Origin of the sequence: Halorubrum wangae, assembly GCF_051194135.1 — an archaeon.
In the GTDB taxonomy this organism is placed as follows: Archaea; Halobacteriota; Halobacteria; order Halobacteriales; family Haloferacaceae; genus Halorubrum.
Genome location: NZ_JBLZNH010000003.1, coordinates 315,302 through 339,678, shown reverse-complemented (window position 1 = coordinate 339,678; position 24,377 = coordinate 315,302). Strand labels below are relative to the sequence as shown.

Here is a 24,377-nt window from a genome sequence, read left to right as displayed (position 1 = left end):
CTACGCTCGCACCGACCGCTTTGATATCGAAGGTTTCGGCCCCGCCAAAGCCGTGGTCTCGAAGCAGAAAACCGCCTAAGGGTAGACCACGTAGGAGTACGTATGCCAACGAGAACAGCCCATCTGAACGTTACCGGGATGTCCTGTGCCAACTGCTCGGCATCCATCGAGGACGCCCTTGACGACCTCGACGGGGTGATCTCGGCGAACGCCAACTACGCCACCGACGAGGGCTCCGTCGAGTACGACCCCGACGTGGTGTCGCTCGCAGACATCTACGAGTCGATCGAAGCGGCCGGCTACGGCGCGGTCAGCGAGACCGTCACCGTCGCGATCACGGACATGTCCTGCGCGAACTGCGCCGAGGTCAACGCCGACGCCCTCGAGTCGACACCCGGCGTGATCGAGGCGACGGTGAACTACGCGACCGACGAGGCGCAGATCAGGTACAATCCGGCTGACGCCTCCCGGTCCGACCTCTACGACGCGATCGAATCCGCGGGATACTCGCCTGTCCGCGACGGGGCGGGAGACGCGAGTGGGACCGACGCGACGGACGGCGAATCGAGCGGTGACGCCGGGCGGGACGCCCGCGACGCGGCCCGCGAGGCGGAGATACGCAAACAGCTCCGCCTGACGCTCTTCGGGGCGGCGCTCGCGGCGCCCCTGCTGTTGTTCATGGCCGATCACCTCCTGTTCGGCGGCGAACTGTTCCCCGAGACCGTCTTCGGGGTCCGGATAGGGTGGGTGCAGTTCCTGCTCGCGACGCCCGTCCAGGTCGTCTTGGGGCGGCCGTTCTACGAGAACTCCTACAAGGCGCTGGTGACGAACGGGCGCGCCAACATGGACGTGCTGATCGCGCTCGGCTCCACGACCGCCTACGGCTACTCGGTCGCCGTCCTCGCCGGACTGGTCGCCGGGAGCCTCTACTTCGACACGGCGGCGCTCATCCTCGTGTTCATCACCCTCGGCAACTATCTCGAGGCCCGCTCGAAGGGGCAGGCCGGTGAGGCACTCCGGAAGCTCCTGGAGATGGAGGCCGACACCGCCACCCTGGTCGACGAGGACGGCACCGAACGGGAGGTCGCCCTCGACGCGGTCGAGGTCGGCGACCGGATGAAGGTCCGACCGGGCGAACAGATACCGACGGACGGGGTCGTCGTCGACGGGCAGAGCGCGGTCGACGAGTCGATGGTGACCGGCGAGTCGGTCCCCGTCGAGAAGGGGGAAGGCGACGAGGTGATCGGCTCGACGATCAACGAGAACGGCGTGCTCGTCGTCGAGGCGACGAAAGTCGGCGCCGACACCGCGCTTCAGGGTATCGTCCGCACCGTCAAAGAGGCCCAGTCGCGCCAGCCCGACATCCAGAACCTCGCCGACCGCATCTCCGCGTACTTCGTCCCGGCAGTCATCGTCAACGCCCTCCTGTGGGGGGCCGTCTGGTACCTCTTCCCCGAGGCGCTCGCCGGGTTCGTGAACGCGCTCCCGCTGTGGGGGCTCGTCGCCGGTGGGCCGGCGGTCGCCGGGGGCGCCGTCTCCGTCTCCGAGTTCGCGATTGTCGTGTTCGCCTCGGCCGTGCTCATCGCCTGCCCCTGCGCGCTCGGGCTGGCGACGCCCGCCGCGACGATGGTCGGAACCACCATCGGCGCCGGCCACGGCGTCCTGTTCAAGGGCGGCGACGTGCTCGAACGCGCCAAGGACGTCGACACCGTCGTCTTCGACAAGACCGGGACGCTCACCGAGGGCGAGATGGAGCTGACCGACGTTATCGCGTTCGACCGCGACGGCGCCCCCGTCCCCGACGGCGGTGCGACGCAGCAGTCTGAATCGAAGGTCGACCGCGACGCGGAAGACGAGGTGCTCCGGCTCGCTGCAATCGCCGAACGCGGCAGCGAACACCCCCTCGCCCGCGCCATCGTCGACGGCGCGCGAGAACGCGGCCTGGAGATCCCCGAGCCGGACGGCTTCGAGAACGTCCCCGGTCACGGGGTGCGTGCGACGGTCGAGGGCGGCGAGGTGTTGGTGGGCAACCGCAAGCTGCTGGCGGACGAGGGCGTCGACGCCTCCCCCGCGACCGAGACGATGGAACGCCTCGAGAATGAAGGGAAAACGGCGATGCTCGTCGCGTACCGGGGCGACCTGATCGGCGTCGTCGCCGACGCCGACACGGTCAAGGAGAGCGCGGCGGACGCGGTGGCGGCCCTCCGCGACCGCGCTATCGACGTGATGCTGATCACCGGCGACAACGAGCGCACCGCCCGCACCGTCGCCGAGCGGGTCGGCATCGACCCCGAGAACGTCCGGGCGGGCGTCCTGCCCGAGGACAAGTCCGACGCCGTCGAGGCGATCCAGGCCGACGGTCGGCAGGCGATGATGGTCGGCGACGGCGTCAACGACGCGCCGGCGCTCGCCGTCGCGTACGTCGGCACCGCCATCGGGAGCGGCACGGACGTGGCCATCGAGGCCGCGGACGTGACGCTGATGCGGGACGATCCGCTCGACGTTGTGAAGGCGATCCGCATCTCGGACGCGACCCTCCAGAAGATCAAGCAGAACCTCGTGTGGGCGCTCGGCTACAACACGCTCATGATCCCGCTCGCTTCGCTCGGCCTACTCCAACCCGCGCTGGCCGCCGGGGCGATGGCGCTCTCCAGCGTGAGCGTGCTGACGAACAGCCTGCTGTTCCGGCGGTACGAGCCCGACCGCGACTACCGGCTGCTCGGCCGGTTCCGGTAGGCGCCGTCGCGTCTCTCCCCCGAGGCGCCGCCGGCCGCCGTGACCGCCCGACCCGCATTCCGTATTTTCGGACCGTGGCCGGCGCTCTCCGGTTTTCCGCGTATCGAACGAACCTCTCGTGAGAGCGGGTACGAAGGCTCGTCGGTACGACCTCGTCCTCACGGACGCGTTAGAAGTCCCACTGCCACGAATACGAATCGTCCGTCGTGTTCGTGGAGTTGGTGCTCGTGCCGTTCGACGCGGTGGTCGTCGAGTTCGTCGAGTTCGCGGACGTCTCCTTCGTCGCCGTCGCCGGCGACCCGCTCTCGGCGGTGACCGTCCCGCTGGTCAGGTCGCCCAGCGGTGCCTGGATGGCGTAACTCGGCGTCTCGACCTGAATCGTACTCTGCTCCTCGACCTGCACGAACTTGAGTTCGAGCGTGTAGGACCCGTCGGATTCGATCTCGGTCGCCTCGACCTGATCGGTCTCGGGGTGGAACGCCCACGCCGTCTCGCCGGCGTCGAATCGACTGGTCTCCCCGTCGATCGTCCGGATCGTGTAGTCTCGATTCGTGTCGTCGCCGGCGAGCGGGTAGTTCCGGTCGAGCCATCCCTGGAACCCCTCGTCGATGGCGTACACGTTCTCGAACCCGGCCTCCAGCAGCGACGCCGCACGGAGCGACGACAGGTGATGTGGGCAGTGGCAGTACGTCACGACCCGGTCGGACTTGTCCCAGTCGGCGGTGGGGTCCAACCGTCGGCCGTCGGGTGCGGGACTGAGGACCGACCCGAAGATGTGCGAGACGTCGTATCCGGTCTCACTGCGAGCGTCGACGAAGCGCGCCTCCTGACGCGCGTACCAGTAGTACGCGTCCTCGACGGGAACGAGCGGCACTTCGGCGGTCTTGCCGTTGACCTCTCGCGTCAGCGTGTCGTAGGCGCTCGTGTCGATGTCCCGCTCCTCCGGTACGGCGTCGAACTCCGGCGGGTATCCGCTCGACGGCTTCGTGTCTTCCGGCAGGTCGTCGCCCTCGCGGGGGCCGCGGATCTGGTTTTCCGGCGTGCTGGTCGACGACTGCGTGGTCGTCGTGTTGTTCGAGGCGGGTGCCGTCGTGTTGTCCGAGGCGGGTGCCGTCGTGTTCTCGGACTCCGATCCGCCCGAACACCCGGCGAGTCCGGTGAGCGCCGCTGCACCAGTCACGTGGAGGAACCGTCTACGGCTGGACTGTCGGTCTGTCATCAACGAGGCATTGCGGCCTACAGGTGTTTATTATAGACAAAGTAAGCCTCTCAGACCCGCGATCCGCCGTTCGGGGAGTTCAGCGCCTGAGGCGTCCACTGCTGGAAGACCGAGGTCAGGCCGTCTGTTTCACGTAGCTCTGTTCCCAGCGACGCCGGTTTCTCACCGCCTCACGGCCTTTTTCTGTCAGCGAGTATTCGTTTGCTCGTCCGTTCTTACTCCCCTTGTCGATGAGACCTCTGTCGGCGAGTTCATTGAGGTTCGTATACACCCGCCCTTTGACGAGGTCCCGGTCCTGAGTCCTTTCGAGCTCGGACTTGATCGCCGTCCCCGACGAGTCGGACATCCCACTCACGACGAAGAGCAGATCACGTTGGATCGCAGTTAGTTCGTGTACGTCCATACGTCGGGTACACTCCCCCTCCCTACATGAACTACCCAGACCGTTGTGTCGCTAAAGAGGTCCTATACTCCGTGAAACGATCGGGATTCCCGCTCCCGGCCGTGATACCAACCTGATAGTAATATGGGGGTGGGCCGAGTGTCGATCCGGGCCGTCTCGTTCCGTTCCCCCCCCCCCCTCGGAAAGCGACGGCCTGTACTGTCGGTCTGTTTGGGTAGGACGCACCAGCGTGTGGGTCCAGTTGAAGGGCGAATCGCCCCTCTTCTCTTCCGTTACTAATATCATAGTAATCACCACCCCGGCCATGGTCGAGACCATGTTCGGAACCAGCGGGATCCGTGGAGCAGTCGGTGACGACGTTACGGCGTCTCTGGCCCTCTCGATCGGCCGCGCGCTCGGGAGCGAAGGGTACGACACGGTCGTCGTCGGACGCGACGTGCGCGAGAGCGGACCGATGCTCGAACAGGCGCTCACGGCGGGACTTCGAGAGACCGGTGCCGACGTCGTCCGCGTCGGAACTCACCCCACGCCGACGGTCGCCCGCGCCGCGGAGTGGTTCGACGCCGACGCGAGTGTCGTCGTGACCGCCTCGCACAACCCGCCGTCGGACAACGGTCTCAAGCTCTGGAACGAATCCGGACGCGCCTTCGGCGCCGACGAGCGAGAGGCCGTCGCCCGACGGGTCGAGCAGGACGACTACGACCTCGCCGCGTGGGACGGGGTCGGCGGCCAGCGACGCCGCGATATCGGGGACCGACACCGAGAGGCGCTCCGCGAGAGCCTCGACCTCTCGGAGCCGTGTTCGGTCGTCGTCGACGTCGGGAACGGAACGGGCCGGATCACTGCGGACGTGCTCACCGACCTCGGGTGTACGGTCTCGACGCTGAACGGCCAACGCGACGGCCGGTTCCCCGCGCGGCCGAGCGAGCCGACGGAGGCGACCTGCCACGCGCTCGAACAGCACGTCGCCGAAACCGACGCCGACCTCGGCATCGCGCACGACGGCGACGCCGACCGGATGATGGCCGTCGACGACGACGGGGACTTCGTCGAGGGGGACTCTCTCCTCGCACTGTTCGGTCGCGAAGCCGCTACCGAAGGCCAACAGATCGCGGTCCCGGTGAACACGAGCCTCGCCGTCGACGACGCCGTCAACTCGGTCGGTGCGGAGGCCGTTCGAACGCGCGTCGGCGACGTGTACGTCGCCGAAGCGTGCGCCGAGCCGAACGTCGTCTTCGGCGGAGAACCGTCGGGAGCGTGGATCTGGAGCGACGAGACCCCCTGCCCCGACGGTCCGCTCGCGGCGTGCAAACTCGTCGAACTCGTCTCGAAGCGCGGGCCACTGTCCGAACTCGTCGCCACGATCGACACCTACCCGCTCCGCCGAGAGAGCGTCGAGGCGAACGACAAGGCTCGTGTCCTCGAACGAGTCGAAGAGAGCGTTCGCGACGAGTACGACGACATCGACGACCGCGACGGCGTCCGCGTCGCCACCGACGACGGCTGGTTCCTCGTCCGCGCGAGCGGGACACAGCCGCTCGTCAGAGTCACGGCGGAGGCACGGACCGAGGCGAACGCGGACAGACTGTTCGACGACGCGATCGATCGCGTTGAGGCGGCGAAAGCGGCAGTCGAAGCGCCGGCGGCAGAAGCGTAAACGGTAGTCGAATCGTCGGCGGCAGAAGCGTAGGCTGCAGAAGCGCCGGCGGTAGTCGAAGCGCCGGATCGACGGTCCGGAATCGCTGATTTTTCTCCGAGTCGACGGCCGAAATTAAGGGCGTGTCGATCGTTCTCAACCCACCTGAGTACTTGAATGCTGTCGATATGAAGTGAGAACTTTCTGGTGTTCGAGAAAGTCACAACATCCGAAGGATAATGGCTAACCAACTCACTCGTCGTCATTTTCTTGGCGCTACGATAGGATCCTCCTTGATCGGTGCAGCGGCTACGTCATCCGTCGAAGCGGCGTTCGTACCGGGCGAAGTCGGGACGGCACCGTACCTCCCCGATCGGCTCTACCCCACGATGGGAACCGACGAGACGAACCCCACGCTGACTGTGTACGTCAACTTCCTCTCCGACGCCTCACAGTACTTCGTCCAGCACAACCTCGAGGAGATCGTCCGCGAGTACGTCCGACCGGGCCTCCTCAACGTCGAACTTCGGTTCCTCTCGTACCGCCCCGACGCCGTCGACACGTACCTCGTCGGCGACGACGAGGGCGAGGCCCGCGCCGCTCGCGCCGCACACGGCGTCTGGCACGTCGAACCGGAGAACTTCTGGGAGTTCTTCGAGTTCATGTACTGGAACTACACGACCAAGACGTACACGCACGCCCGGTTAGAGTCGTACATGGGGCTCGGTGGGGTCCGAAACACGATGAAGATCGCCAACCGCGCCTACGATGACCGTTACGACAGTCTCGTGCGCTCTGCGACGGACGAGGCCGTCCGATACGGTATCTCGGACGTCCCGCGGGTCCGCCTCCTTCGAGACCACAAACACGGCAACTACGCCGACATTCTGGGCTGGATTCGCACGCGTCTCGACAGGGTCAACGAGGGGAGCGTTCGCATCCACTCGCTCCTTCCGGAGACCAAGTACGAGACGCCGGTGCACGTCATCGACTCGGGGAAACCGGGTCCGACAGCGTTCGTCGTCGGTGGGATCCACGGGGACGAGCCTCAGGGGTACATCAGCGCCGGAGAACTGACGCGCGTTCGCCCGACCGGCGGTAAACTCGTCGTCGTCCCCAAGGCGAACCGGCGGGCCATCCAACGAGGCGCCCGGTACACCGAGAGCGGAGACCTGAACCGGCAGTTCCCCACCGGATCGGCCCCGGAGAGTAAGCTGGCCCGAGCGCTCTGGTCGGAGCTCGTCGCGCACGACCCGGACGTCGTCGTCGACCTCCACAGTTCGAGCGGTATCTACAAGCACGACGGCAGTGTCGGCCAGGCCGTCTTCCCGACCCGTGCCATGCCGGAAAACGCCGTGGACGCGTGCACCCGGGTCAACGACCACTACGTCGACCTCTCGGAGTACCCGTCGTACTACGACTTCGACTGCGGGAACACGCTCGACGGGTCGCGACCGCTCTTCGTTCACAAGGTGTACGGCGACCTGCACCTCCCCGGATACCTCGTCGAGACGACGCGCGAAGGGACGTACCTCGAGGACCAGGTGGTGTGGGGCGTCAACACCGCGACCGACCTGCTCTGGCAGCACGGCTTCCTGTTCGGGTGAGCCGTCGCTATCACAGTGCTAAACGCTTCCGCAACTGACGTTTCAACCCCGCTACACGCTTATTCTGCATATAATAATGCGCATCGTTTGATTACGTCTGGGTATGCAGGCAATCGTTCTCTCGGCGGGCAAAGGCACTCGAATGCGGCCGTTATCGAACGAGGTCCCCAAACCGATGCTGCCGGTCGCCGGACAACCCATCACCGCCCACACCGCCGAGGCGGCAGTCGAGGCCGGTGCCGACGAACTCGTGTTCGTCGTCGGATACGGCGAAGAGATCGTCCGAGACTACTTCGGGTCGTCGTATCGCGGCGTCCCCGTCTCGTACGTCGTCCAGGACGAACAGCAGGGGACCGCTGACGCCGTCCACGCCACCAAAGAACACATCGACGGCCCCTTCTCGGTGCTCTACGGCGACAACCTCTACGATCCCGAGGGCATCGACAGACTGTTCGACGCCGCGCCGAGTATCGCCTCGATTCGGGTCTCGAACCCTTCGAACTACGGCGTCCTGAACGTCTCCGACGGCGCGGTGACGGAGATCTCGGAGAAGCCCGACGTCCCGCAAAACGACCTCGTGAACGCCGGTGCGTACGTCTTCCCCGAGGAGGCACGCGACATGCTCGACGTGTCGCCGAGCGAGCGCGGCGAACGCGAACTCACCGACGTGCTCGACCGAGTCATCTCGGAGTTCACCGTCTCGCCCGTCACTCTCGACCGTTGGATGGACGTCGGCAGACCGTGGGAGCTCCTCGAAGCCAACGAGTGGAAGCTCGGAACGCTCGACCGCCGCGTCGACGGCGAAGTGAGCGACGACGCGACGATTCAGGGATCCGTCGTCATCGAGGACGGTGCGACCGTTCGCGGCGGCAGCGTCGTCGAGGGGCCGGCGTACGTCTCGGAAGGGGCCTCCGTCGGGCCGAACGCGTACGTCCGCGGGAACACGTACCTCGCCCCCGACGTCCACATCGGTCACGCCGTCGAGATCAAAAACAGCGTCATCTTGGAGAACACGAACGTCGGGCACCTCTCGTACGTCGGCGACAGCGTCGTCGGCCGGAACGCGAACTTCGGTGCCGGCACCAACGTCGCGAACCTCCGTCACGACGGCGAGGACGTCGAACTCACGGTCAAAGGCGAGCGCGTCTCGACGGGGCGCAAGAAGTTCGGTGTCGTCGTCGGTGACGGGGTAAAAACCGGCATCAACACCGGTCTCCACCCCGGCGTGACACTGTCGGAGGACGCTCGAACCGACCCCGGTGAGATCGTGGCCCACGACAAGTAACCGACGTGAGCGGCCCGTACCGCTGAAACGGGTGTCGTGCGTCGACCACCACCTGTCCTGTGCTCGACACTCGACGAACCGCGCTCGCCGCGGCGGTTTCGGTTGACCAGTCACCGGCCGTGTGGATCGGACCGATCGGCTGACGCCGCGACCTCCATCGGCGACGGACACGCTCGCGCGCTACGTTGCGACCCAATTTTCAACGCGCTTCCGAGCACTTGCTACGGGGCTCAAGCGCAGTTCGGATCGCTTCTCGGGGTCACCGCACACCTCGCGGTCGGACTCGGCACCGACGCGAGCGGCTACAGACAGGTGTCGAAGCAATAGACAGCCACCGCAACGCGTCGGATCGGACCTTCGCGGCCGACACTGAAACAGACTCGCCGGCTCAGGGTTGCGTGGGAAGCTCCGCCGGCGGACACAGCACGTCGTTCGGCGTGAGGAGGTTCTCGTCGCTGGTCGAGTTCATCCACTTGGTAATGTCGTTGATGCGGAGTTTGACCCGCACCGGCAGCTCGTGGATACTCGGATAGCCGGGGAACAGCTTGCGGTCGAGCTCGTCCTCGTCGTACTGGGCGTCCATGTCCGGCCACGGCGAACTGAACGGGCTGATGATCGGCATCTTCTGTCGCAGGAACTTCTCGATCTGGTTCTTCCGGAACGAGTGATGTGGCCGGTCCGGCGGGCGGTGCCGAAAGATGTCCGGGTTCAGCTGCCGCACCGCCTTCTTCATCGTCTTCGTGTTGCGCTTCTCCGGCGGCGTCTTCAGGTGCCAGTCGATGAGTTCGGCGTCGGCGGCGACGAACGCCTCGATGTACTTGTCGGACAGCTCGTAGTGGAACGGAAGCGTCGGCTGGTTCTGGATGCCGATGAGCTCGATGCTGTCGTAGACGTTGTCGTAGCGGTCCGACCACTTGTCGAGCTGCTCGTTGACCACTTTGTCGATAAAGTCTATGCTCGTGTCGAACTCCTCGTAGCACTTGGGGAAGACGTGGTCGCACGCGGGGTGATAGCCGAACTTCGAGGACAGTACCTCTGTCGGGTTTGGATCCGGTTGTAACCCCTGGAGCGGGAAATTGTTCCCGAAGAACTCGATGGTGTTCCGCGGGAGGAAGTGTCCACGGAGGAACGTGTCGAAGAACAGCCCGTGGAAGATGGTGTCGACGTCCATCTTCTCGTCACACCCCGCGTGGTGGACGTGAATCGACTCGCGGGTCCCCATCGAGTACTCGATGATGTCCTCGTCCACGTTGAGGTAGTCGTCGCCTGCGATGAGCGTCTCGTGGTCAGCTCCGTACTGATCGGCGATGTCGCGTGCGACTTCGACCTCGGGATGGTCGGGTTCCCCGAGCGTGTAACAGACGTCGATGTCCGGGTGTTGGGCGGCGATCGTGCGAGAGTCGTACCCTCCGCTCAGGAGGAGCCCCGTCTTCCCGGGGTAGTTCGACCGGCGGCCGATAGCACGCTCGAGCCGGTCGGCGAGCTCGTCGACGTAGTCGAACGTTTCCGGATCGGCCGGGTCGTAGACGAACCGAGACAGCGTTCCCACCTCGTCGCCCGTCATGTACCCGTCGAACGGAACGGTACTGAGACGGTCGAAGACGGTTCGGTCGTCGACGACGACGCCCATGTGGGCGAATTCGAGCATGCCGCGACTGTCGACGTCCGTGTCCGGAACCGCCGAGAGCACGCGTTGCGGGTTCGTTCCGAAGACCCGGCCGTCGGGCGTGTCCGCGTAGAAGCACTGCCACGTCCGTGCCGGGTCGGTGGCGACGATTGCCTCGTCATCGAGCTCGACGAACGCCAGGAACGACCCGTTGAGCTCGGCGAACGCGTCGGTTCCGACCTTCTCGTATCGGTCGAGCGTGTACTCGGCGGCCTGGGTCGAAACGTCGTCCGGTGGGAAGACCTCACCCCAGAGGATACAGTGGCCACGCTCGTCGCTGTGGGTGGCCGACCGACCGGGGAACCCGATCGCCGGGTCTCGGATCGCGACGGTCGCGCTCTCGCCGTCAGCGACCCAGTCGAAAATCGGCCGCGACGCTAACTCGTCGAACGCGCCGTCGTCGTCGATAACGCCAAACAGTTCCTTGTTCATCATTCTAGGGTCGGTTGCAGATTGGCGTCATTCGACCGTGACGCTCTTCGCCAGGTTACGCGGTTTGTCGATCGCTCGACCCAGCTCGGTCGCGCTGTGATACGACAGCAGCTGCAGCTGAACGTTCGCTAGGAGGTTCGTACAGACGGAGTGCAGGTCGGGCACGTAGAGGTGTTCGTCGGCAGTGTCGACGATGCTGTGGTCGGGCGGCGAGATGGCGACGATCGGTGCGCCTCGCGCCTGCGCCTCCTTCGCGTTCGTCACCGTCTTCTGGTTGTCCTCGGTACAGACCGCGAACACCGGCGTTTTGCTCGTAACGAGCGCGAGGGGGCCGTGTTTGAGTTCGCCGGAAGCGAACCCCTCGGCGTGTTCGTAGGTGATCTCCTTGAACTTCAGTGCCCCTTCCTTCGCGACCGAACAGCCGAGGCCACGGCCGATGAAGAAGTAGGAGTCGCTGTGGAGGAACTCCCGTGCCAATCGGGCGGTGTCGCTCGTCTGGAGGATGTGTTCGACCGCGTCGGGCAACTCCATGAGGTCAGCCACGAGTTCGTCCGCGTCCTCGACCCGACTCCCGGCCTCATTAACGCGAGCGAGATGCTGACTGAGCATCGTGAGCAGCACGGCCTGCGACGAGAACGTCTTCGTCGCCGCGACGCCGATCTCGGGCCCCGCGCGGATGTAGACGGCCTCGTCCGCCTCCCGCGCCGCCGTTGATTGGACGACGTTCGTCACCGCGAGCGTCTCGACGCCCGCCTCGTTGGCTTGCCAGAGCGCGCCGAGCGTGTCGGCCGTCTCGCCGCTCTGGGTGACGGCGACGAAGAGCCTGTTCCCCGGCGCCTTACCGGTGTTGGCCTCGTACTCGCTGGCACGGATCGCTCGCGCGGAGATGTCACAGCGGTTCAGCAGACTCGCTCCGAAGAGGGCGGCGTGGTACGAAGTACCACATCCGACGAGGTGGACGGTGTCGATGTCGGAGAGGTCCTTGTCGATGTCGAGGTTCGTCTCACCGGCCTCGGTGTCGAGACGGCCCTCGACGGTCTTCTGCAGCGAGGTCGGTTGGGTGTGGATCTCCTTGAGCATGAAGTGGTCGTACTGGCCCTTGCCCGTCTCATCGGGTTGCCAGTCGACCTGCTCTATCTCATGTTGGGTCGTCTGATCCTTCTCCTCGATGAAGTTGACCCTGTTCTCTCGAACTTCGACGGTGTCGCCGTCCTCGAGGTAGACGACCTTGTCCGTGTGGTCGAGGAACGCCGGAACGTCGCTGGCGAGGTAGTAGCTATCGTCATCGACGCCGAGGACGAGCGGCGACCCGCTGCGGGCCGCGAAGATGGAGTCCATGCCGTCAATGATCACCGCAATGGCGTAGCTCCCCTCCAGGTCGTCTATCATCTGCTCGAACGCACTGAGCGCCTCGTTCCCTCGGTCCAGGTAGTACGCGACGAGGTTGGGGATGACCTCGGTGTCGGTGTCGCTCTTGAACTCGTAGCCCTCGTCGATCAGCCGCTCCTTGAGGGACTCGTAGTTCTCGATGATGCCGTTGTGCACGGCCGCGACGCGGCCTGAAACGTCCGCGTGCGGATGTGCGTTCTCGTCGCTCGGCGGACCGTGCGTACTCCACCGAGTGTGGCCGATGCCGAGGGTCGCTTTGGATTCCTCGCCGCCGATGGTCTCCTTGAGGTCCGAGACGCGGCCCGAGCACTTCCAGACGTCGAGTCCGGACCCGTTCTTCACCGCGACCCCAGCCGAATCGTAGCCGCGGTATTCGAGTTTCTCGAGGCCGGTGACGATCGGATTGAGCACCTGCTTATCACCGATGTGGGCGATGATCCCACACATATCAGCGCACCTCCCCGCGAGCGGGGACGCGGTGGTGTCGATGACCGGTGTTCGCAGCCGAACTGGTCACTGCAGTCTGGTTCGTCGCAGCCGAGCGTTGAGTCTGCTGTTTCATGGTTGTCGGGGTCCGCGGGCGAATGGGTTGCCCCTGTAAACCCCATGCGCTGAGAGCCCCATTACTATAGATGCGCTAAGGGGCGATACGGACGACAACCGTGATGTCATCGCCGCCGAGTCGGGCGGTTTTCGGACGGATCCCGTCCGCGACCCGTTGTTCCGGGTTTAGGCACGACGGCAGAAGCAAGAACGCCTTCCAGCACGCCTTACACGACCGATAATAATGACGTTCACGCCCGGGTAGTAGTGTATGGACGATAACCCGGTAAGCAGACGACGTTTGCTCGAACTGTCAGCGGTCGCCACAGTGCCGGCGGTCGCCGGCTGTGCGAGCGTCGTCGATCAGAGCGACGCGGGAGCCGAACAAACGCCGACGAACACCCCGGAGCCACAGACCACCGCGACGAACGCGACCGAGAACGACACTGCGACCGACGAGCAAGTGGCCCCGGGCGACCGGCCGGAGACGATCTCCGAACCGGACATCGACGTGCCGAGCAACTCCCTCCTCGAAGAGCAACCGAACCAGCGATACCCGACGCTGGGGACCGCGGACACGACGGTCACCCTCTACGGGAACTGGAAGTGCCCGTACACGCAGGAGTTCGTCAGAGAGCAGTTCGATGACCTCGTCGACGACTTCGTCGCCCCCGGCGACGTCTCCATCGAGTTCCGAAACGTGGCGTACGTCGACGGCGAGCCGTATCTCGGCGAGGACGCGCCGAGAGCGACCGAGGCGGGCCTCGCCGTCTGGGACATCGACCCGACGTCGTTCTGGGACTACTTCGCGTACGTCTTCGCCAATCAGCCGCAGGAGCGCTTCGAATGGGCGACGACCGACAACCTCGTTCGCTTCGCCGAGCACGCAGGCGTCGACGGCCTCGACCAGATCCGACAGGCCATCCGCTCGCGGACGTACAATCGGAGCGTCGAAGAGTCCGCCGAACGCGCCGTCGAACTCGAGATCACGACCGTTCCACGCGTCGCCTACGGCGACTCCGTGACGGCGCCGACCGTCGACCCCGAGTCGACCCGCGAGCAGTTCGAACGGGCGGCCAACGGGGAGTCGGGATCCGGCGACGACTCGTCCAGTAGTAACGGTACCGCGATCGACGGAAACTAGACGCAGTCGCGGACTCCGACGACCCCGAACAGCCGGACGACAGCCGCTTCGCGGAAGCGACGTCCCGTGTTTTTGCAGCGTTTCCCACAGCAGACGCCCAGCGGTTGACTCCTGTACCGTGCCACGCGTCGCGGGCGGATGAGGCAGACCGAGTGCGACCCCCGTCACGCTTCGACTGTGGGTCCCGTCGCTGTCGGTCCTGGCTCGGTCGTATTCTCCTCGTCCCGTCCGGAAATCTCGCGGAAGAACACGCTGACCCCGAGTAGACGGTCGACCATCCAGCGCGGAGCGTCGCCGCAACGCGAAGAACGCACGCCGTGGCGTCGTCGCCGACGGTTCGACCGTCCGTCGAGACGTGCTTACCGATCGTGTCCCGTATTCCGCGCGACGACCGTCAGTCGGCGCGACGGGGACGCGAGATCTGAGAAGAGCGGCCGCGGTCGATCAGGACCCGGGCAGCGTGCAGACGGTGACCTGCCCGTTCGCGTACACGTAGTTTGTCGTCGGGGGACAGACCTCCGTCTTCGACGGGTTGAGGTTCGTCGCCGCCCCGGTCTGACTGTCCATGAAGTACGAGGCGCTCTCGGACTGGTAGTCCCGGTACACCGAGGTCCCTTGGGGCACCGGCCGTCCCGCCTCTGCGGGGAGCGGTTCGGCCGGATACGCGTCTGTTCGTTCCCACACTGTCCCATACGGCAAGTCGGTGTAGATCTCGCCGCCCTCATCGGCCGGACGGGCCGTGCCGTACGTGTCGACCGCGGCGAGCTCCTGGTCGGTGTACGAGAGCCGTTCGTGTTGGTCCGAGAACACCGGACTGTCCATCGCGCCGTCGTTCGACATGATCATCACGTTCGGGTATATCAGCACGACCATGAGCAGGACGACGCCGGCGACCTTGAGCGACGTTCGGTTCGCGAGGTGACGGAACCCGAGGACGCCGATGATGGCGAGGAGCGCGTAGAGGAACCCGATCCAGCGGCCCGGCACGAAGCTCTCGATACCGAACAGCGGGAGGCCGAGGACGACGAACAGCATCGCGACGATGGCACCGACGAAGGTGTACGTCGTCTGCGTCGCACGCGACCGCTTGAGGACGGTGAGACACCCCAAGACGCCTGCGAAGATGAGCAGGAGGAATCCCGCTTCGGTGACGTACGTCGACATCTGCGAGAGCATCGTCTGGCCGGCGCCGCCGGCGACGCCGGAGGCGCCCTCGGACCCCCCGCTTCCACTGACACCGGTCAGGAACCCGGCGTTGAACAGGTTCACGTAGAGGTAGCTGAGGACGGTCTCGAGGAAGGTGGCACCCTTGTACGGGGTCAGCGACCACGTGAAGACGATGAGCCCGAGGTTGAACCCCACGAGACCGATGAGGTTCACCGGGGCCGACCCGCCGCCAGTGAACGACAGGGGGTCCGGTTCCTCGGTGAAGAAGTTGAAATGGAGCAGTATCTGCGCGCCGAGCCCCGCGAAGAGCAACACCAGCATGATGAACGACGACACCTGGTGCGTGAGGATGATGGCGGTGCTGAACAGCACGAGCAGACTGAAGTCGCGCCATCGCTCGCTGGCGTGGGTGATCCGGACGAGACTGTACATGCACGCGAGGAAGAACACGAGCCCCATGCTCGTCGGAATGAGGTGAATTCCCCATCGGATGACCTGGTCGCCCATCGCGTAGAGCGCCGCCGCCGCGAGCGACCACCGGAGCGGCACGAGCAGACGGGCCGTGCCGTAGACGAACAGCGGAATGAGCGGCATCACGACGCCGAGAGAGAGGTACAGCGCGTTCCGCACAGACAGGCCTAACAGATGCGTGGACGTCACGGCGAGCAGATGGTACAGCGGCGACGCGTAGTATTTGATCTCGCTGATGGCCGACAGCGAGTCGGCCCGGAGTATCATCTCGATGAACGTCGTGTGCGACCAGATGTCGATGCCGATGTACCCCGACGTGGTGTAAAGTGCGGCGAACCGGACGACGAACGAGAACAGGATGACTTGCGCGAGGAACACCCCCGGGCGCAACTCCTCGTCCGGTGCGAGCAGTATCTGCCCGAGGAGCAGGACCCCGACGACGCCGCCGACGTCCATGAACAGGATGCTTCGCTGACCCTGTAACGCGGCCAAGAAGACCATCGCGGCGAGGCCGAAGAAGATGCCGACAGAGAGTAGCCTCGTCGCTGACGGCGTCAACGTCGGGAGCCCGTCGGTCGTCCCGGTCCCGCGGGCCGCCGCGAGGTAGAGGAGACAGCCGACCCCCAAAATCGGCGGGAGCGTCACGATGAAAATCTGTGACGACAGGAACCGCAGGGGGAACATCATGAGGGCGAGCGCTAGGCCGACGAACGCTACCAGTACGTCGAGTTCTGCTTGTCGTAACCGTCCGTGTATCGATGAAATCGGATTCATGTGTTGAAGGGTGTGAGTGCCGAGTCAGGGGGTGCCGACTCGGCGGGCCGTTAGATCGTTGCCGACTTCTGACCGGGGCGGAAGACGATCTCCTGCCAGTCGTGGGTGACGTGAGTCCCCCAGTCGACGGTGATCTCCGAGAGATCCCAGCCGAGCGCGTGCTGCACGCTGAGTGAGGGAATGTTCGCGCCTGCACCGACATACGCGGTGACGGACTCGGAGAGGTGCGGGTTGACCTCGACGAGCTTCGGTGTGCCGTCGGCGGCGTACTTGAACCGGAAGTTGGCGTTGTACTCTATGCCGAGGAGCGCGCAGATCTGGCGCGCGCTTTCGATGAGTTCAGGCGCCTCTTCGATCGTCCCCATGTACGAGTGTCCGGCACTGATTTCGTCGTGAGAACGAGAGACGGTGACCGGAACGTCGTCTTCGCGGGCGATGACGTCGACGCTGTACTCGTCGCCCGGGAGATACTCCGTCACGATGAGGTCCGGAAACGGTTCGATCTCCTCGAAAATCGGGAGTACGCCGTCCAGCGTGCTCACCGTGTTGTTCGGCTGCGTATCCAGCAGGACGTTGGAGCCGTCCGCCTCCGAGTCGAGGAAGCATACCTTGTTGCCGTCGGAGCGCTTGAAGCAGACGCGCCGATCGGGGTATCCGAGCGCGCGAACCGCGTCGACGAACTCGTCGCAGGTCGAGACGCGGTAGAACTCCGGTACGATTTGATGGCCGTGTTGAACGAGATGGTCGTACAGCCGCCCGGTGTCCATCGCGATGGACAACGTCTCGGGATCCGAGACCATCACCTCGATACCCTCGCTCTCGAATCTGGGCTTCGCCTCGGAGAGCGACTGGAGGTCCGTCGGCCGGAGCGGGAACACCACGTCGACGTCCTCACGCCGTGCGACGTCAATCACGTCCTGGATGAAGTCGTCGCCCGCGGAGACGGTCTCCGCGGTGTCAACGAGGGGGAATCCGCTCGCGTCGGGGATCGTTTCGACGCCGATGATGTGAGGATCGAACGCATCCGTCCGGCGGATGGCCTTGATGATGCCCACGGCACCGGGCGTGCCGGCACCCGTCACCATCACGGTCACGTTCCGCCCCCGACCGGAACGTGGGGCTGTATCTGGTAGCGTCATCAGGAGAGTACGGGTGCCATAGGCTTCTTATTATATAGCCGATAAATCTACTGTCCCACCGAATTTCAACCGTTTAGCCGGATCGGTGTCTCCGTGCGTGGTCGCACGATTAGCGCGACGGGCCGGACGGGAACTCCCCGAACACGACTCCCGGTGGGGGCCCGGTCCGTCGTCGATCCGCCCGGACTCACACGGGACGACTCGCTCGCTCTCGGACTCACGCGGGACGACTCGATCACGCCCGGGACGATGAACGCGAGAACAGAGACGACGAACGCGAGAACAGAGACGACACCGCCGGCGACGCGTGTCCGCTCGCGACGAGTCGTTCCGAACGTCGTTCGGTCAGTCGACCGGTGACGCATCACGTCCGGCGGACGGCGGATTCGAGGCTACTTGGTGGCCGAGAGCACTCGGTCGACGATGACGTCCGTCGCGTCGACTTTCTGTTCGAGGAGCTTCCGGCGGCGGCGCTCCCAGTCGATCTCCGGCGACTCGAGGACGTCGACCGCTCGATCCGCGGCGAGTTCGTTTCGACGCTCTCCGTGATACCCGAACAGCAGATCGTACGCCGAGAGGTCACGCATGAGACCGGGGTTCGCACTGTGGACGTACACCGACGGCGTGCCGAGGACGGCACTCTCGGACGCCATCGTCCCGCTCTCTCCGACGAAGAGGTCGGCGTACGCGAGGACGTGATGGATGCGGGTCGGGTCGATGTTGATACCGTACCCGTCGAGCCCCGGAGGGAGTGCGTCGTCCTCGGCCGAGACGAGGACTTCCGCCCCCGTCTCCTCGAGGCGTTCGACCAGCTCCGTGAGGTCCGCGAGCCCCTCGTCGCCGACGTCGTGTGCCGCACCCCAACTGACCAATCGAAGGACTGCGTAGGTGTCGTCGGCGTCGACGGGGAGTTCGTCGAACACGGACGGATCCGGGTCGAACCGGTCGGGGTGGAGGTAGGCGAGCTCGTGATAACTCGGGTATCGGTACTGGTCGGGACCGGCGTCGTCCATGTAGCATTCGGGCGTCGCGATCTCGTCCGCGAAGGGGAACGTCAACCGGTTCGACAGCGTCGCGTGCTCGGTGTCGGTGAAGATGACGCTGTTCGCGTCGACCAGCTTCGCGACGTGTGCGGCCTCGATACCGCCGATCGCCGTCATCACATCGGGGTCGATAGCCTTCGCGTCGCGGTACAGGCGGTACTCGATCGCGAGCGTCGACATCGCCGTGCTGGCCAGCGACCCACCGCGAGACCCGATGACCTCGTAGTCGATGTCGTATCCGTCCAGGAGCGACAACGTGACGTCCTTGTCGAGCGCGCGGACGTGGATCTCGTGACCGAGTTCCTCCAGCTCCTCGATGGCGTGCTTGAAGAAGTGGACGTGCGCGGGGTGCTGAACCGTGATGAGGACATCCATGTCAATAACTCACAACTGTGCGTAGTGGAATCCGTGCTCGGCGGCCTCGTCGGCGTCGAACACGTCCGCCACGTCGACCATGACTGGGTCGGAATCGAACTCCGACGCCATCGACTCGAGATCGTAGTCGCTGAACTCCTCGTGGGCCGTCGCGACGACGACCCCGTCGTAGTCCGCGAAGTCGACCGATTCGGTCACCTCGATGTCGAAGACGTCCCGCGACTCCTCCGGGTTCGCGTGCGGGTCGTACCCCACGCATTCGATGTCGAACTCGTCCAACTTCTCTATCATCGACCCGACTTCGGAACTGCGGATGTCGCCAACGCCAGGTTTGTAGGCGAGACCCAGGACCAACAGGCGCGTGTCCTGCAGGACCCGACCGGCGTCGTTGATGGTCTTGACCGTCTTGCGGGCGGCGTGAACGGGGACGTACTCGTTGATCTCGCGCGCCTGCAACACGAGTTTCGGCGAGAACCCGTCGCGCTTCGACTGATAGGTGAGGTAGAACGGGTCGACGGGAATACAGTGCCCGCCAACGAATCCGGGCGAGTACTCGTCGTGGAAGTTCCACTTGGTCCCGGACGCCTCGAGGACGTCTTTCGTCGTCAGTCCCATGTGGTCGCAGGCGATGGCCAGTTCGTTGATCAGGGCGATGTTCATGTCGCGCTGGACGTTCTCGATGACCTTCGATGCCTCTGCGGTCTCGATGTCCGGTGCCCGATGGATACCGGCGTCGACGATGCTCCCGTAGAGGTCGGCGAGGTCCTCGCGGACCTCCTCGGTGTTCGCTCCGACGACTTTGATCACGTCGCTGACGCTCCGTCCGGTGTCACCGGGCGAGGCGCGCTCCGGCGAGTAGCCGACGAAGATGTCCTCGCCGACGGTGAACTCGGACTCGGATTCGAGGGCCGGGACGAGGACGGACTCCGTCGCGCCGGGGTAGACCGTCGACTCGAGGACGACGGTCGTTCCGGGCGAGACGTGTTTGCCGATGGTCTCGGCGGCCGACTCGACGTACTGCAGGTCCGGGTTCTCCATGCTGTCGACCGGCGTCGGCACCGTCACGATGACGTAGTCCGCTTTCTTGATCTGCGACTCGGCGGTCGTGAACGTCACGTCGGAATTCGCGACGCCCTCGTCGGTGACGTCCCCGGTCGGGTCGATTCCGGCGTTGAGATCGGCGATCTTGTTCGGGTCCACGTCGTAGCCGATGACCGACTTGCCGGCGTTGTCGAACTCGATGGCCAACGGCAGGCCGACGTAGCCCAGCCCGACGACACAGACGGTCTCAGTCATGGAGACCGATTCCTTGGTAAGTGACGTCCTCGTCGTCACGGTACTCGGTCGCGGCCTGTCGCCCGTCGACGAACACGACCGGGCGGGAGTCGCCGCCGAGTTCCGGGATGTCGAGATCGTCGAACGACTCGTGAGCGGTCACGAGGACGACGGCGTCCACCGACAGGTCGTGACCGTTCACGTCATCGACGATAGTCGCGCCCGCGTCCTCGAAGACGGTGGTGTCGTTGAGGATCGGGTCGCTCGCGAACACCTCGGCGCCCGCGTCGTCGAGATGCTCGATGACGGGGAGTGCCGGCGTCTTGCGAATCTCCTCGACGCCGGCCCGATAGGTCAGCCCGAGGACGAGGACGGAGGCGTCTTCGGGGTCGACGCCGCGCGTCCGCAACTCGTCGAGTGCCGTCTGTGCCGTGACGTGCGGCATCTCGTCGTTTACGTCGCGAGCGGTCCGCATGAGGGGCGCCTCGGTTTCGAACTGCTTGATCAGGAACTGCGGATAGTACGGGATGCAGTGGCCGCCGACACCGGCACCCGGCGTGTGGATCTCACAGAAGGGCTGGGTGTTGGCCACGTCGATGGCCTCGGTGACGTCGATCTCGAACTCGTCGGCGTGGGTCGCGAGCTCGTTTGCAAGGGCGATGTTGACGTCGCGGTAGACGCCTTCGAACACCTTGACCGCTTCCGCCGTGGTCGTGTCCGAGGTGGTGATGACCTCGTTCGAGGAGATCTGGTCGTAGATGAGCGCCGCGGCACGGGTACTCTCGGCGTCGGCACCGCCGACGACTTTCGGGTACGCGCCGCGGATGTCCTCGAGCGCGCGCCCGGAGGAGGTTCGCTCGGGGCAGAACGCGAGGCCGAACTCGCCCAGCGAGAGGCCGCTTTCGGCCTCGAGCTGGGGGAGGAGGACGTCGCGACAGGAACGCGGCGGGAGCGTCGACTCGAAGATGACGAGGTCGCCTTCGTCGAGTCCCTTGCCGATGTCGTCGGTCACCGCCTCGATGACCGAGAGGTCCGGGCGGTCGTCCTCGTCGACGAGCGTCGGGACGATCACCACGTGGACGGACGACGCTTCGGCGACTTCGCGGGGTTCGGTACTCGCGGTGAGCGCGCCGTCCGTGACGAGGTCTTCCACGAGGTCGCCGAGGCCGGGCTCGCCGACGATGTGGCTTCGTCCGCCGTTGATCTCGCGGACGACGTCGCGGTCGATGTCTGCACCGGTCACGTTGCCGGTGGTGTCGGCGTAGACCGAGGCGAGCGGGAGACCCATCTTGCCGAGTCCGTAGATGCCGACCGGGACGTCACCGGAGGTGAGTGCAGCGATCTGTTCGTCTTCAGAGCGAGTCGAGCCGTAGAGGTTAGTCAGGGATGTTTGTGAACTCATAGGGAATTCTCTGCCTGCAGTTTCGGCGGCATCGGACGGTGTTCAGCGGGCGTTCCGACGGCCAGCGTCTGCGGCGGTACGTCTTCGGTGACGACCGCCCCGGCGGCGACGAACGCGTCCTCGCCGACGGTCACGTCGGGGAGAATGGTCGCGTTGCCGCCGACGGAGACGCCGTCCTCGAGCGTCGGGCCGACCATCTCGACGTCTTGGCGGACCGGATACGGGTCGTTCGTCAGCACCGAGCCGGGGCCGACGAAGACGTTGTTGCCGATGCGGGTGTCGGTGGGCACGTAGACGCGGCTCTGGAGGCTGACGTTCGAGCCGACGACCGAGGTCCCGTCGACGACTGTCTTGGTGCCGACGACGACGTCGTCGCCGAGCCGAGTGTCCTCCCGCACGAGGGCGTCGTGACCCGTGACGAATCCGTCACCGATCTCGACGTCGCTGTAGATGATGGTACCGGAGCGAATCCTCGCGTCGTCGCCGATGACCGTCCGCTCGGGGTCGTCACCGGCGGGATAGCCGACGGTGACGTCGTCGTCGATTTCGCACCCGGTACCCGTGACGTACGAGTTCATGGTGCTGTCGAGTCGACGCCCGCCTCGGTCCCCTTCGGACTCGACCCGTCGTCGTCCGAGCGGAGGGTGGTAGCGAGTACGAGCAGTGCGACGAGTAACGCGGCGAATTTGGTTCTGGTGCGCATCTGTTGATCACTTCGCGGACCGTCGTAGCCCGCGACTTGGACTACCGATCACACGAGAGTGGCATTATTATCGGGACAGTAAGGCCCAGAGCGCCCGTGAGCGTGCCACATTGGGGGTTTCGTAGTGCGGATCCCACCGAAACGCCCCCGGACGACTCGTCGAAATACCGGCGTATCGTTCGCTTCACGGGGGTACGCCTGGCGTTTAGATACCGTCCTTATCGGCTCCGTAAGGCCCACTTTCGCCGGATTTCGGGTGTGAACGATCTCGCCCATTTTTGAGGTGGGGACGACAAGGCGTGTTCGATGAACACGTCTCACCGCCGATGGACACTCGACTTGCTCCTAGTCGTCGTGGGTGCGGTGACCGCACTCGCGGTTATCCTCCTCGGCGTGCCGGGGTCTATCCTGCGAAGCCTCTTCGTCGTCCCGCTCATCGTCCTCTACCCGGGATACGCGGTCCTCGCGGCCGTCTTCCCGGAGCGACGTTCGGACGTCGAATCCGACAGGATGGACGCCGACCAGGCGCTGACGCGCCCGACACAGCACACCGCTGGCCTCCTCTTCTCGGTCCGGCTGGCCCTCGCGGCGACGTTGAGCCTCGCTATCGTCGGCGGCATCGCGCTGATCACGAACGTCCTCGGACTCGGCTTCGCCGCGCCGATCACCGGGGTGGGCGTGTTCGTGGTGACGATGCTGTTCACCGCCGTCGCCATCGTGCGGCGGGCGACGCTTCCGAGAGAAACGCGCGCCGGTCTCCCCCCTCTCGCCGTCGCGCTGGGGGGCCTGCCGAATGCGGTGCGCGACGTCAGATCGCCGCTCTCCGGCGGGTCTCGCGGGTCGTCGGTCTCGGCCGTCGTCCACGTGCTCGTCGTCGTGAGCGTCCTCCTGTTCCTCAGCAGCGTGGGCTTCGCCATGGTCGAGGCGCAATCTCCCGGCGCGGAGTTCACCGAAGTGTACCTCGTGACCGAGAACGGGTCCGAGTACGACGCCGGCGGGTATCCCCAGGAGCTCACGCGGGGTGAACCCACGCAGATAACGCTCGCCGTCGCGAACCAGGAACACCAGACCGAGCGGTACACCGTGGTCAGTGAACTCCAGCGGTTAGACCGGACCACCAACGGGTCGCGGATCGTCCAAGAGCGCGAACTCTGGCGGGCGCAACTGCCGGTGGAGGTCGGGGAGACGGCCTACCTCCAGCGCGACGTGACGCCCACGATGTCGGGCGACTCGCTCCGACTCGTCTTCCACGTCTACCGGGGTGAGGTCCCCGCGAATCCGACCCGCCAGAACGCCTACCGGACCGTCCAACTGATCGTCGACGTCAGCGACGGCGGGACGCCGTCGATTCAGTCGTCGCCCATTGGGGGCGCGACCGCCTGATGTGGCCGTGGGAGCACCTGATATTCGGCTACGTCTGCTACTCCGTCCTGCATCGCATCGCCTGGGGACAGCCCATCAGCGACGCCGAGGGGCTGGCGCTCGCGCTGGCGACGCAGGCGCCTGACCTCGTCGACAAGACGCTGTCGTGGACGCTCGGAGTCGTCTCGTCGGGGTACGGTCCCGCCCACTCGGTGCTGGTCGGCCTGCCGGTCGCGGCCCTCGTCGCGGGCGTGCTGTGGACGCGGAACCGGGCGCGCGTCGCGGCCGCGTTCCTCCTGGCGTACGGCTCGCACCTCGTCGGTGACGCCCTCGCCCTCCGAGCGAACGGTCCGAACCTCGGACGCCTCCTCTGGCCCGTCGTGACGTTCGACGCCTACGAGACTCGCCTCGGGTTCATCGAGCGCTTCGCGGCGTACTTCGGATCGTTCGTTGTGCAGATGACGAATCCCGAGAACCTCGCTCTGATCTTGGGATACGCCGCGGTTTTCGCGTGCGTCGCGGTCCTCTGGGTGCTCGACGGGACGCCCGGGATCCGTCGGGTTCGGCGATTCGTCGACTCGGATCGCTGACTCCGCGACCTCACCT

At 65.3% G+C, this 24,377-nt stretch carries 18 protein-coding genes; 7 read left to right on the top strand and 11 right to left on the bottom strand.

The window, feature by feature from the left end; genetic code table 11:
• The first annotated feature begins 102 nt into the window (after nt 1-102).
• Entirely contained in the window at nt 103-2,736 is a 2,634-nt protein-coding gene (locus tag ACNS84_RS11740) for a heavy metal translocating P-type ATPase (protein ID WP_435075054.1), read from the top strand.
• Nucleotides 2,737-2,905: 169 nt separating this feature from the next.
• Here the strand turns inward: ACNS84_RS11740 and ACNS84_RS11735 are convergent, their stop codons facing one another.
• Both ACNS84_RS11735 and ACNS84_RS11730 read right to left on the bottom strand, forming a co-directional pair.
• Nucleotides 2,906-3,955: a rhodanese-like domain-containing protein gene (locus tag ACNS84_RS11735; protein ID WP_435075053.1), complete on the bottom strand. Its 1,050-nt coding sequence runs from the start codon at nt 3,953-3,955 to the stop codon at nt 2,906-2,908.
• Between the two features lie 115 nt (nt 3,956-4,070).
• Nucleotides 4,071-4,358 carry a PadR family transcriptional regulator gene (locus ACNS84_RS11730; protein WP_435075052.1) on the bottom strand — a complete coding sequence of 96 codons (288 nt, stop codon included), beginning with the start codon at nt 4,356-4,358 and terminating at the stop codon, nt 4,071-4,073.
• Nucleotides 4,359-4,674: 316 nt separating this feature from the next.
• Between ACNS84_RS11730 and glmM the strand changes: the two genes are divergently transcribed.
• The 3 genes from glmM to glmU all read left to right on the top strand — a co-directional run bounded on the left by glmM (nt 4,675) and on the right by glmU (nt 8,886).
• Nucleotides 4,675-6,015, top strand: coding sequence for a phosphoglucosamine mutase (gene glmM / locus ACNS84_RS11725; protein WP_435075169.1), 1,341 nt, complete (start codon nt 4,675-4,677; stop codon nt 6,013-6,015).
• 272 nt (nt 6,016-6,287) lie between these two features.
• A complete protein-coding gene (locus tag ACNS84_RS11720) occupies nt 6,288-7,601 on the top strand; it encodes a M99 family carboxypeptidase catalytic domain-containing protein (protein WP_496923255.1) in 1,314 nt (437 codons plus the stop codon).
• Nucleotides 7,602-7,704: 103 nt separating this feature from the next.
• A complete protein-coding gene (gene glmU / locus ACNS84_RS11715; RefSeq protein ID WP_435075050.1) occupies nt 7,705-8,886 on the top strand; it encodes a bifunctional sugar-1-phosphate nucleotidylyltransferase/acetyltransferase in 1,182 nt (393 codons plus the stop codon).
• 388 nt (nt 8,887-9,274) lie between these two features.
• On the opposite strand, the gene ACNS84_RS11710 is transcribed toward glmU, so the two are convergent.
• Nucleotides 9,275-10,984, bottom strand: coding sequence for an asparagine synthase-related protein (locus ACNS84_RS11710; RefSeq protein ID WP_435075049.1), 1,710 nt, complete (start codon nt 10,982-10,984; stop codon nt 9,275-9,277).
• A gap of 27 nt (nt 10,985-11,011) precedes the next feature.
• Nucleotides 11,012-12,820, bottom strand: a complete 1,809-nt coding sequence (gene glmS, locus ACNS84_RS11705) for a glutamine--fructose-6-phosphate transaminase (isomerizing) (protein WP_435075048.1) — start codon at nt 12,818-12,820, stop codon at nt 11,012-11,014.
• 367 nt (nt 12,821-13,187) lie between these two features.
• Here glmS and ACNS84_RS11700 point away from each other — a divergent pair, with 367 nt between their 5' ends.
• On the top strand, nt 13,188-14,060 hold the full coding sequence (locus tag ACNS84_RS11700; protein ID WP_435075047.1) for a DsbA family protein: 873 nt from the start codon (nt 13,188-13,190) through the stop codon (nt 14,058-14,060).
• 444 nt (nt 14,061-14,504) lie between these two features.
• Here ACNS84_RS11700 and ACNS84_RS11695 read toward each other — a convergent pair whose 3' ends face one another.
• The 7 genes from ACNS84_RS11695 to ACNS84_RS11665 form a co-directional block, all read right to left on the bottom strand.
• Complete coding sequence (locus ACNS84_RS11695; RefSeq protein ID WP_435075046.1) at nt 14,505-16,385, bottom strand: glycosyltransferase family protein; 1,881 nt, start codon at nt 16,383-16,385, stop codon at nt 14,505-14,507.
• Nucleotides 16,386-16,522: 137 nt separating this feature from the next.
• Nucleotides 16,523-17,611 carry an ATP-grasp domain-containing protein gene (locus ACNS84_RS11690; protein ID WP_435075045.1) on the bottom strand — a complete coding sequence of 363 codons (1,089 nt, stop codon included), beginning with the start codon at nt 17,609-17,611 and terminating at the stop codon, nt 16,523-16,525.
• A gap of 392 nt (nt 17,612-18,003) precedes the next feature.
• Nucleotides 18,004-19,029, bottom strand: coding sequence for a DUF354 domain-containing protein (locus ACNS84_RS11685; RefSeq protein WP_435075044.1), 1,026 nt, complete (start codon nt 19,027-19,029; stop codon nt 18,004-18,006).
• Nucleotides 19,030-19,038: 9 nt separating this feature from the next.
• A complete protein-coding gene (locus ACNS84_RS11680) occupies nt 19,039-20,325 on the bottom strand; it encodes a nucleotide sugar dehydrogenase (RefSeq protein WP_435075043.1) in 1,287 nt (428 codons plus the stop codon).
• Nucleotides 20,318-21,706 carry a nucleotide sugar dehydrogenase gene (locus ACNS84_RS11675; RefSeq protein ID WP_435075042.1) on the bottom strand — a complete coding sequence of 463 codons (1,389 nt, stop codon included), beginning with the start codon at nt 21,704-21,706 and terminating at the stop codon, nt 20,318-20,320. The genes ACNS84_RS11680 and ACNS84_RS11675 overlap by 8 nt, the downstream gene beginning before the upstream one ends.
• A complete protein-coding gene (locus ACNS84_RS11670; protein WP_435075041.1) occupies nt 21,703-22,284 on the bottom strand; it encodes an acyltransferase in 582 nt (193 codons plus the stop codon). Before ACNS84_RS11670 ends, ACNS84_RS11675 begins: the two co-directional genes overlap by 4 nt.
• Nucleotides 22,281-22,409, bottom strand: coding sequence for a hypothetical protein (locus ACNS84_RS11665; RefSeq protein ID WP_435075040.1), 129 nt, complete (start codon nt 22,407-22,409; stop codon nt 22,281-22,283). Before ACNS84_RS11665 ends, ACNS84_RS11670 begins: the two co-directional genes overlap by 4 nt.
• A 306-nt stretch (nt 22,410-22,715) precedes the next feature.
• On the opposite strand from ACNS84_RS11665, the gene ACNS84_RS11660 reads away from it, so the two are divergent.
• Both ACNS84_RS11660 and ACNS84_RS11655 read left to right on the top strand, forming a co-directional pair.
• On the top strand, nt 22,716-23,792 hold the full coding sequence (locus ACNS84_RS11660) for a DUF1616 domain-containing protein (RefSeq protein ID WP_435075039.1): 1,077 nt from the start codon (nt 22,716-22,718) through the stop codon (nt 23,790-23,792).
• Nucleotides 23,792-24,361 (top strand): metal-dependent hydrolase, encoded by a 570-nt coding sequence (locus ACNS84_RS11655; RefSeq protein ID WP_435075038.1) that lies wholly within the window; start codon nt 23,792-23,794, stop codon nt 24,359-24,361. The genes ACNS84_RS11660 and ACNS84_RS11655 overlap by 1 nt, the downstream gene beginning before the upstream one ends.
• Nucleotides 24,362-24,377 lie beyond the last annotated feature (16 nt).

Excerpts from the sequence above, each read along its gene's own strand:
- ACNS84_RS11740 (WP_435075054.1), top strand. The coding sequence starts at position 103 with ATGCCAACGAGAACAGCCCATCTGAACGTTACCGGGATGTCCTGTGCC.
- ACNS84_RS11735 (WP_435075053.1), bottom strand. The coding sequence starts at position 3,955 with ATGACAGACCGACAGTCCAGCCGTAGACGGTTCCTCCACGTGACTGGT.
- ACNS84_RS11730 (WP_435075052.1), bottom strand. The coding sequence starts at position 4,358 with ATGGACGTACACGAACTAACTGCGATCCAACGTGATCTGCTCTTCGTC.
- glmM (WP_435075169.1), top strand. The coding sequence starts at position 4,675 with ATGTTCGGAACCAGCGGGATCCGTGGAGCAGTCGGTGACGACGTTACG.
- glmU (WP_435075050.1), top strand. The coding sequence starts at position 7,705 with ATGCAGGCAATCGTTCTCTCGGCGGGCAAAGGCACTCGAATGCGGCCG.
- ACNS84_RS11710 (WP_435075049.1), bottom strand. The coding sequence starts at position 10,984 with ATGAACAAGGAACTGTTTGGCGTTATCGACGACGACGGCGCGTTCGAC.
- glmS (WP_435075048.1), bottom strand. The coding sequence starts at position 12,820 with ATGTGTGGGATCATCGCCCACATCGGTGATAAGCAGGTGCTCAATCCG.
- ACNS84_RS11700 (WP_435075047.1), top strand. The coding sequence starts at position 13,188 with ATGGACGATAACCCGGTAAGCAGACGACGTTTGCTCGAACTGTCAGCG.
- ACNS84_RS11695 (WP_435075046.1), bottom strand. The coding sequence starts at position 16,385 with ATGATGTTCCCCCTGCGGTTCCTGTCGTCACAGATTTTCATCGTGACG.
- ACNS84_RS11690 (WP_435075045.1), bottom strand. The coding sequence starts at position 17,611 with ATGACGCTACCAGATACAGCCCCACGTTCCGGTCGGGGGCGGAACGTG.
- ACNS84_RS11685 (WP_435075044.1), bottom strand. The coding sequence starts at position 19,029 with ATGGATGTCCTCATCACGGTTCAGCACCCCGCGCACGTCCACTTCTTC.
- ACNS84_RS11680 (WP_435075043.1), bottom strand. The coding sequence starts at position 20,325 with ATGACTGAGACCGTCTGTGTCGTCGGGCTGGGCTACGTCGGCCTGCCG.
- ACNS84_RS11675 (WP_435075042.1), bottom strand. The coding sequence starts at position 21,706 with ATGAGTTCACAAACATCCCTGACTAACCTCTACGGCTCGACTCGCTCT.
- ACNS84_RS11670 (WP_435075041.1), bottom strand. The coding sequence starts at position 22,284 with ATGAACTCGTACGTCACGGGTACCGGGTGCGAAATCGACGACGACGTC.
- ACNS84_RS11665 (WP_435075040.1), bottom strand. The coding sequence starts at position 22,409 with ATGCGCACCAGAACCAAATTCGCCGCGTTACTCGTCGCACTGCTCGTA.
- ACNS84_RS11660 (WP_435075039.1), top strand. The coding sequence starts at position 22,716 with ATGAACACGTCTCACCGCCGATGGACACTCGACTTGCTCCTAGTCGTC.
- ACNS84_RS11655 (WP_435075038.1), top strand. The coding sequence starts at position 23,792 with ATGTGGCCGTGGGAGCACCTGATATTCGGCTACGTCTGCTACTCCGTC.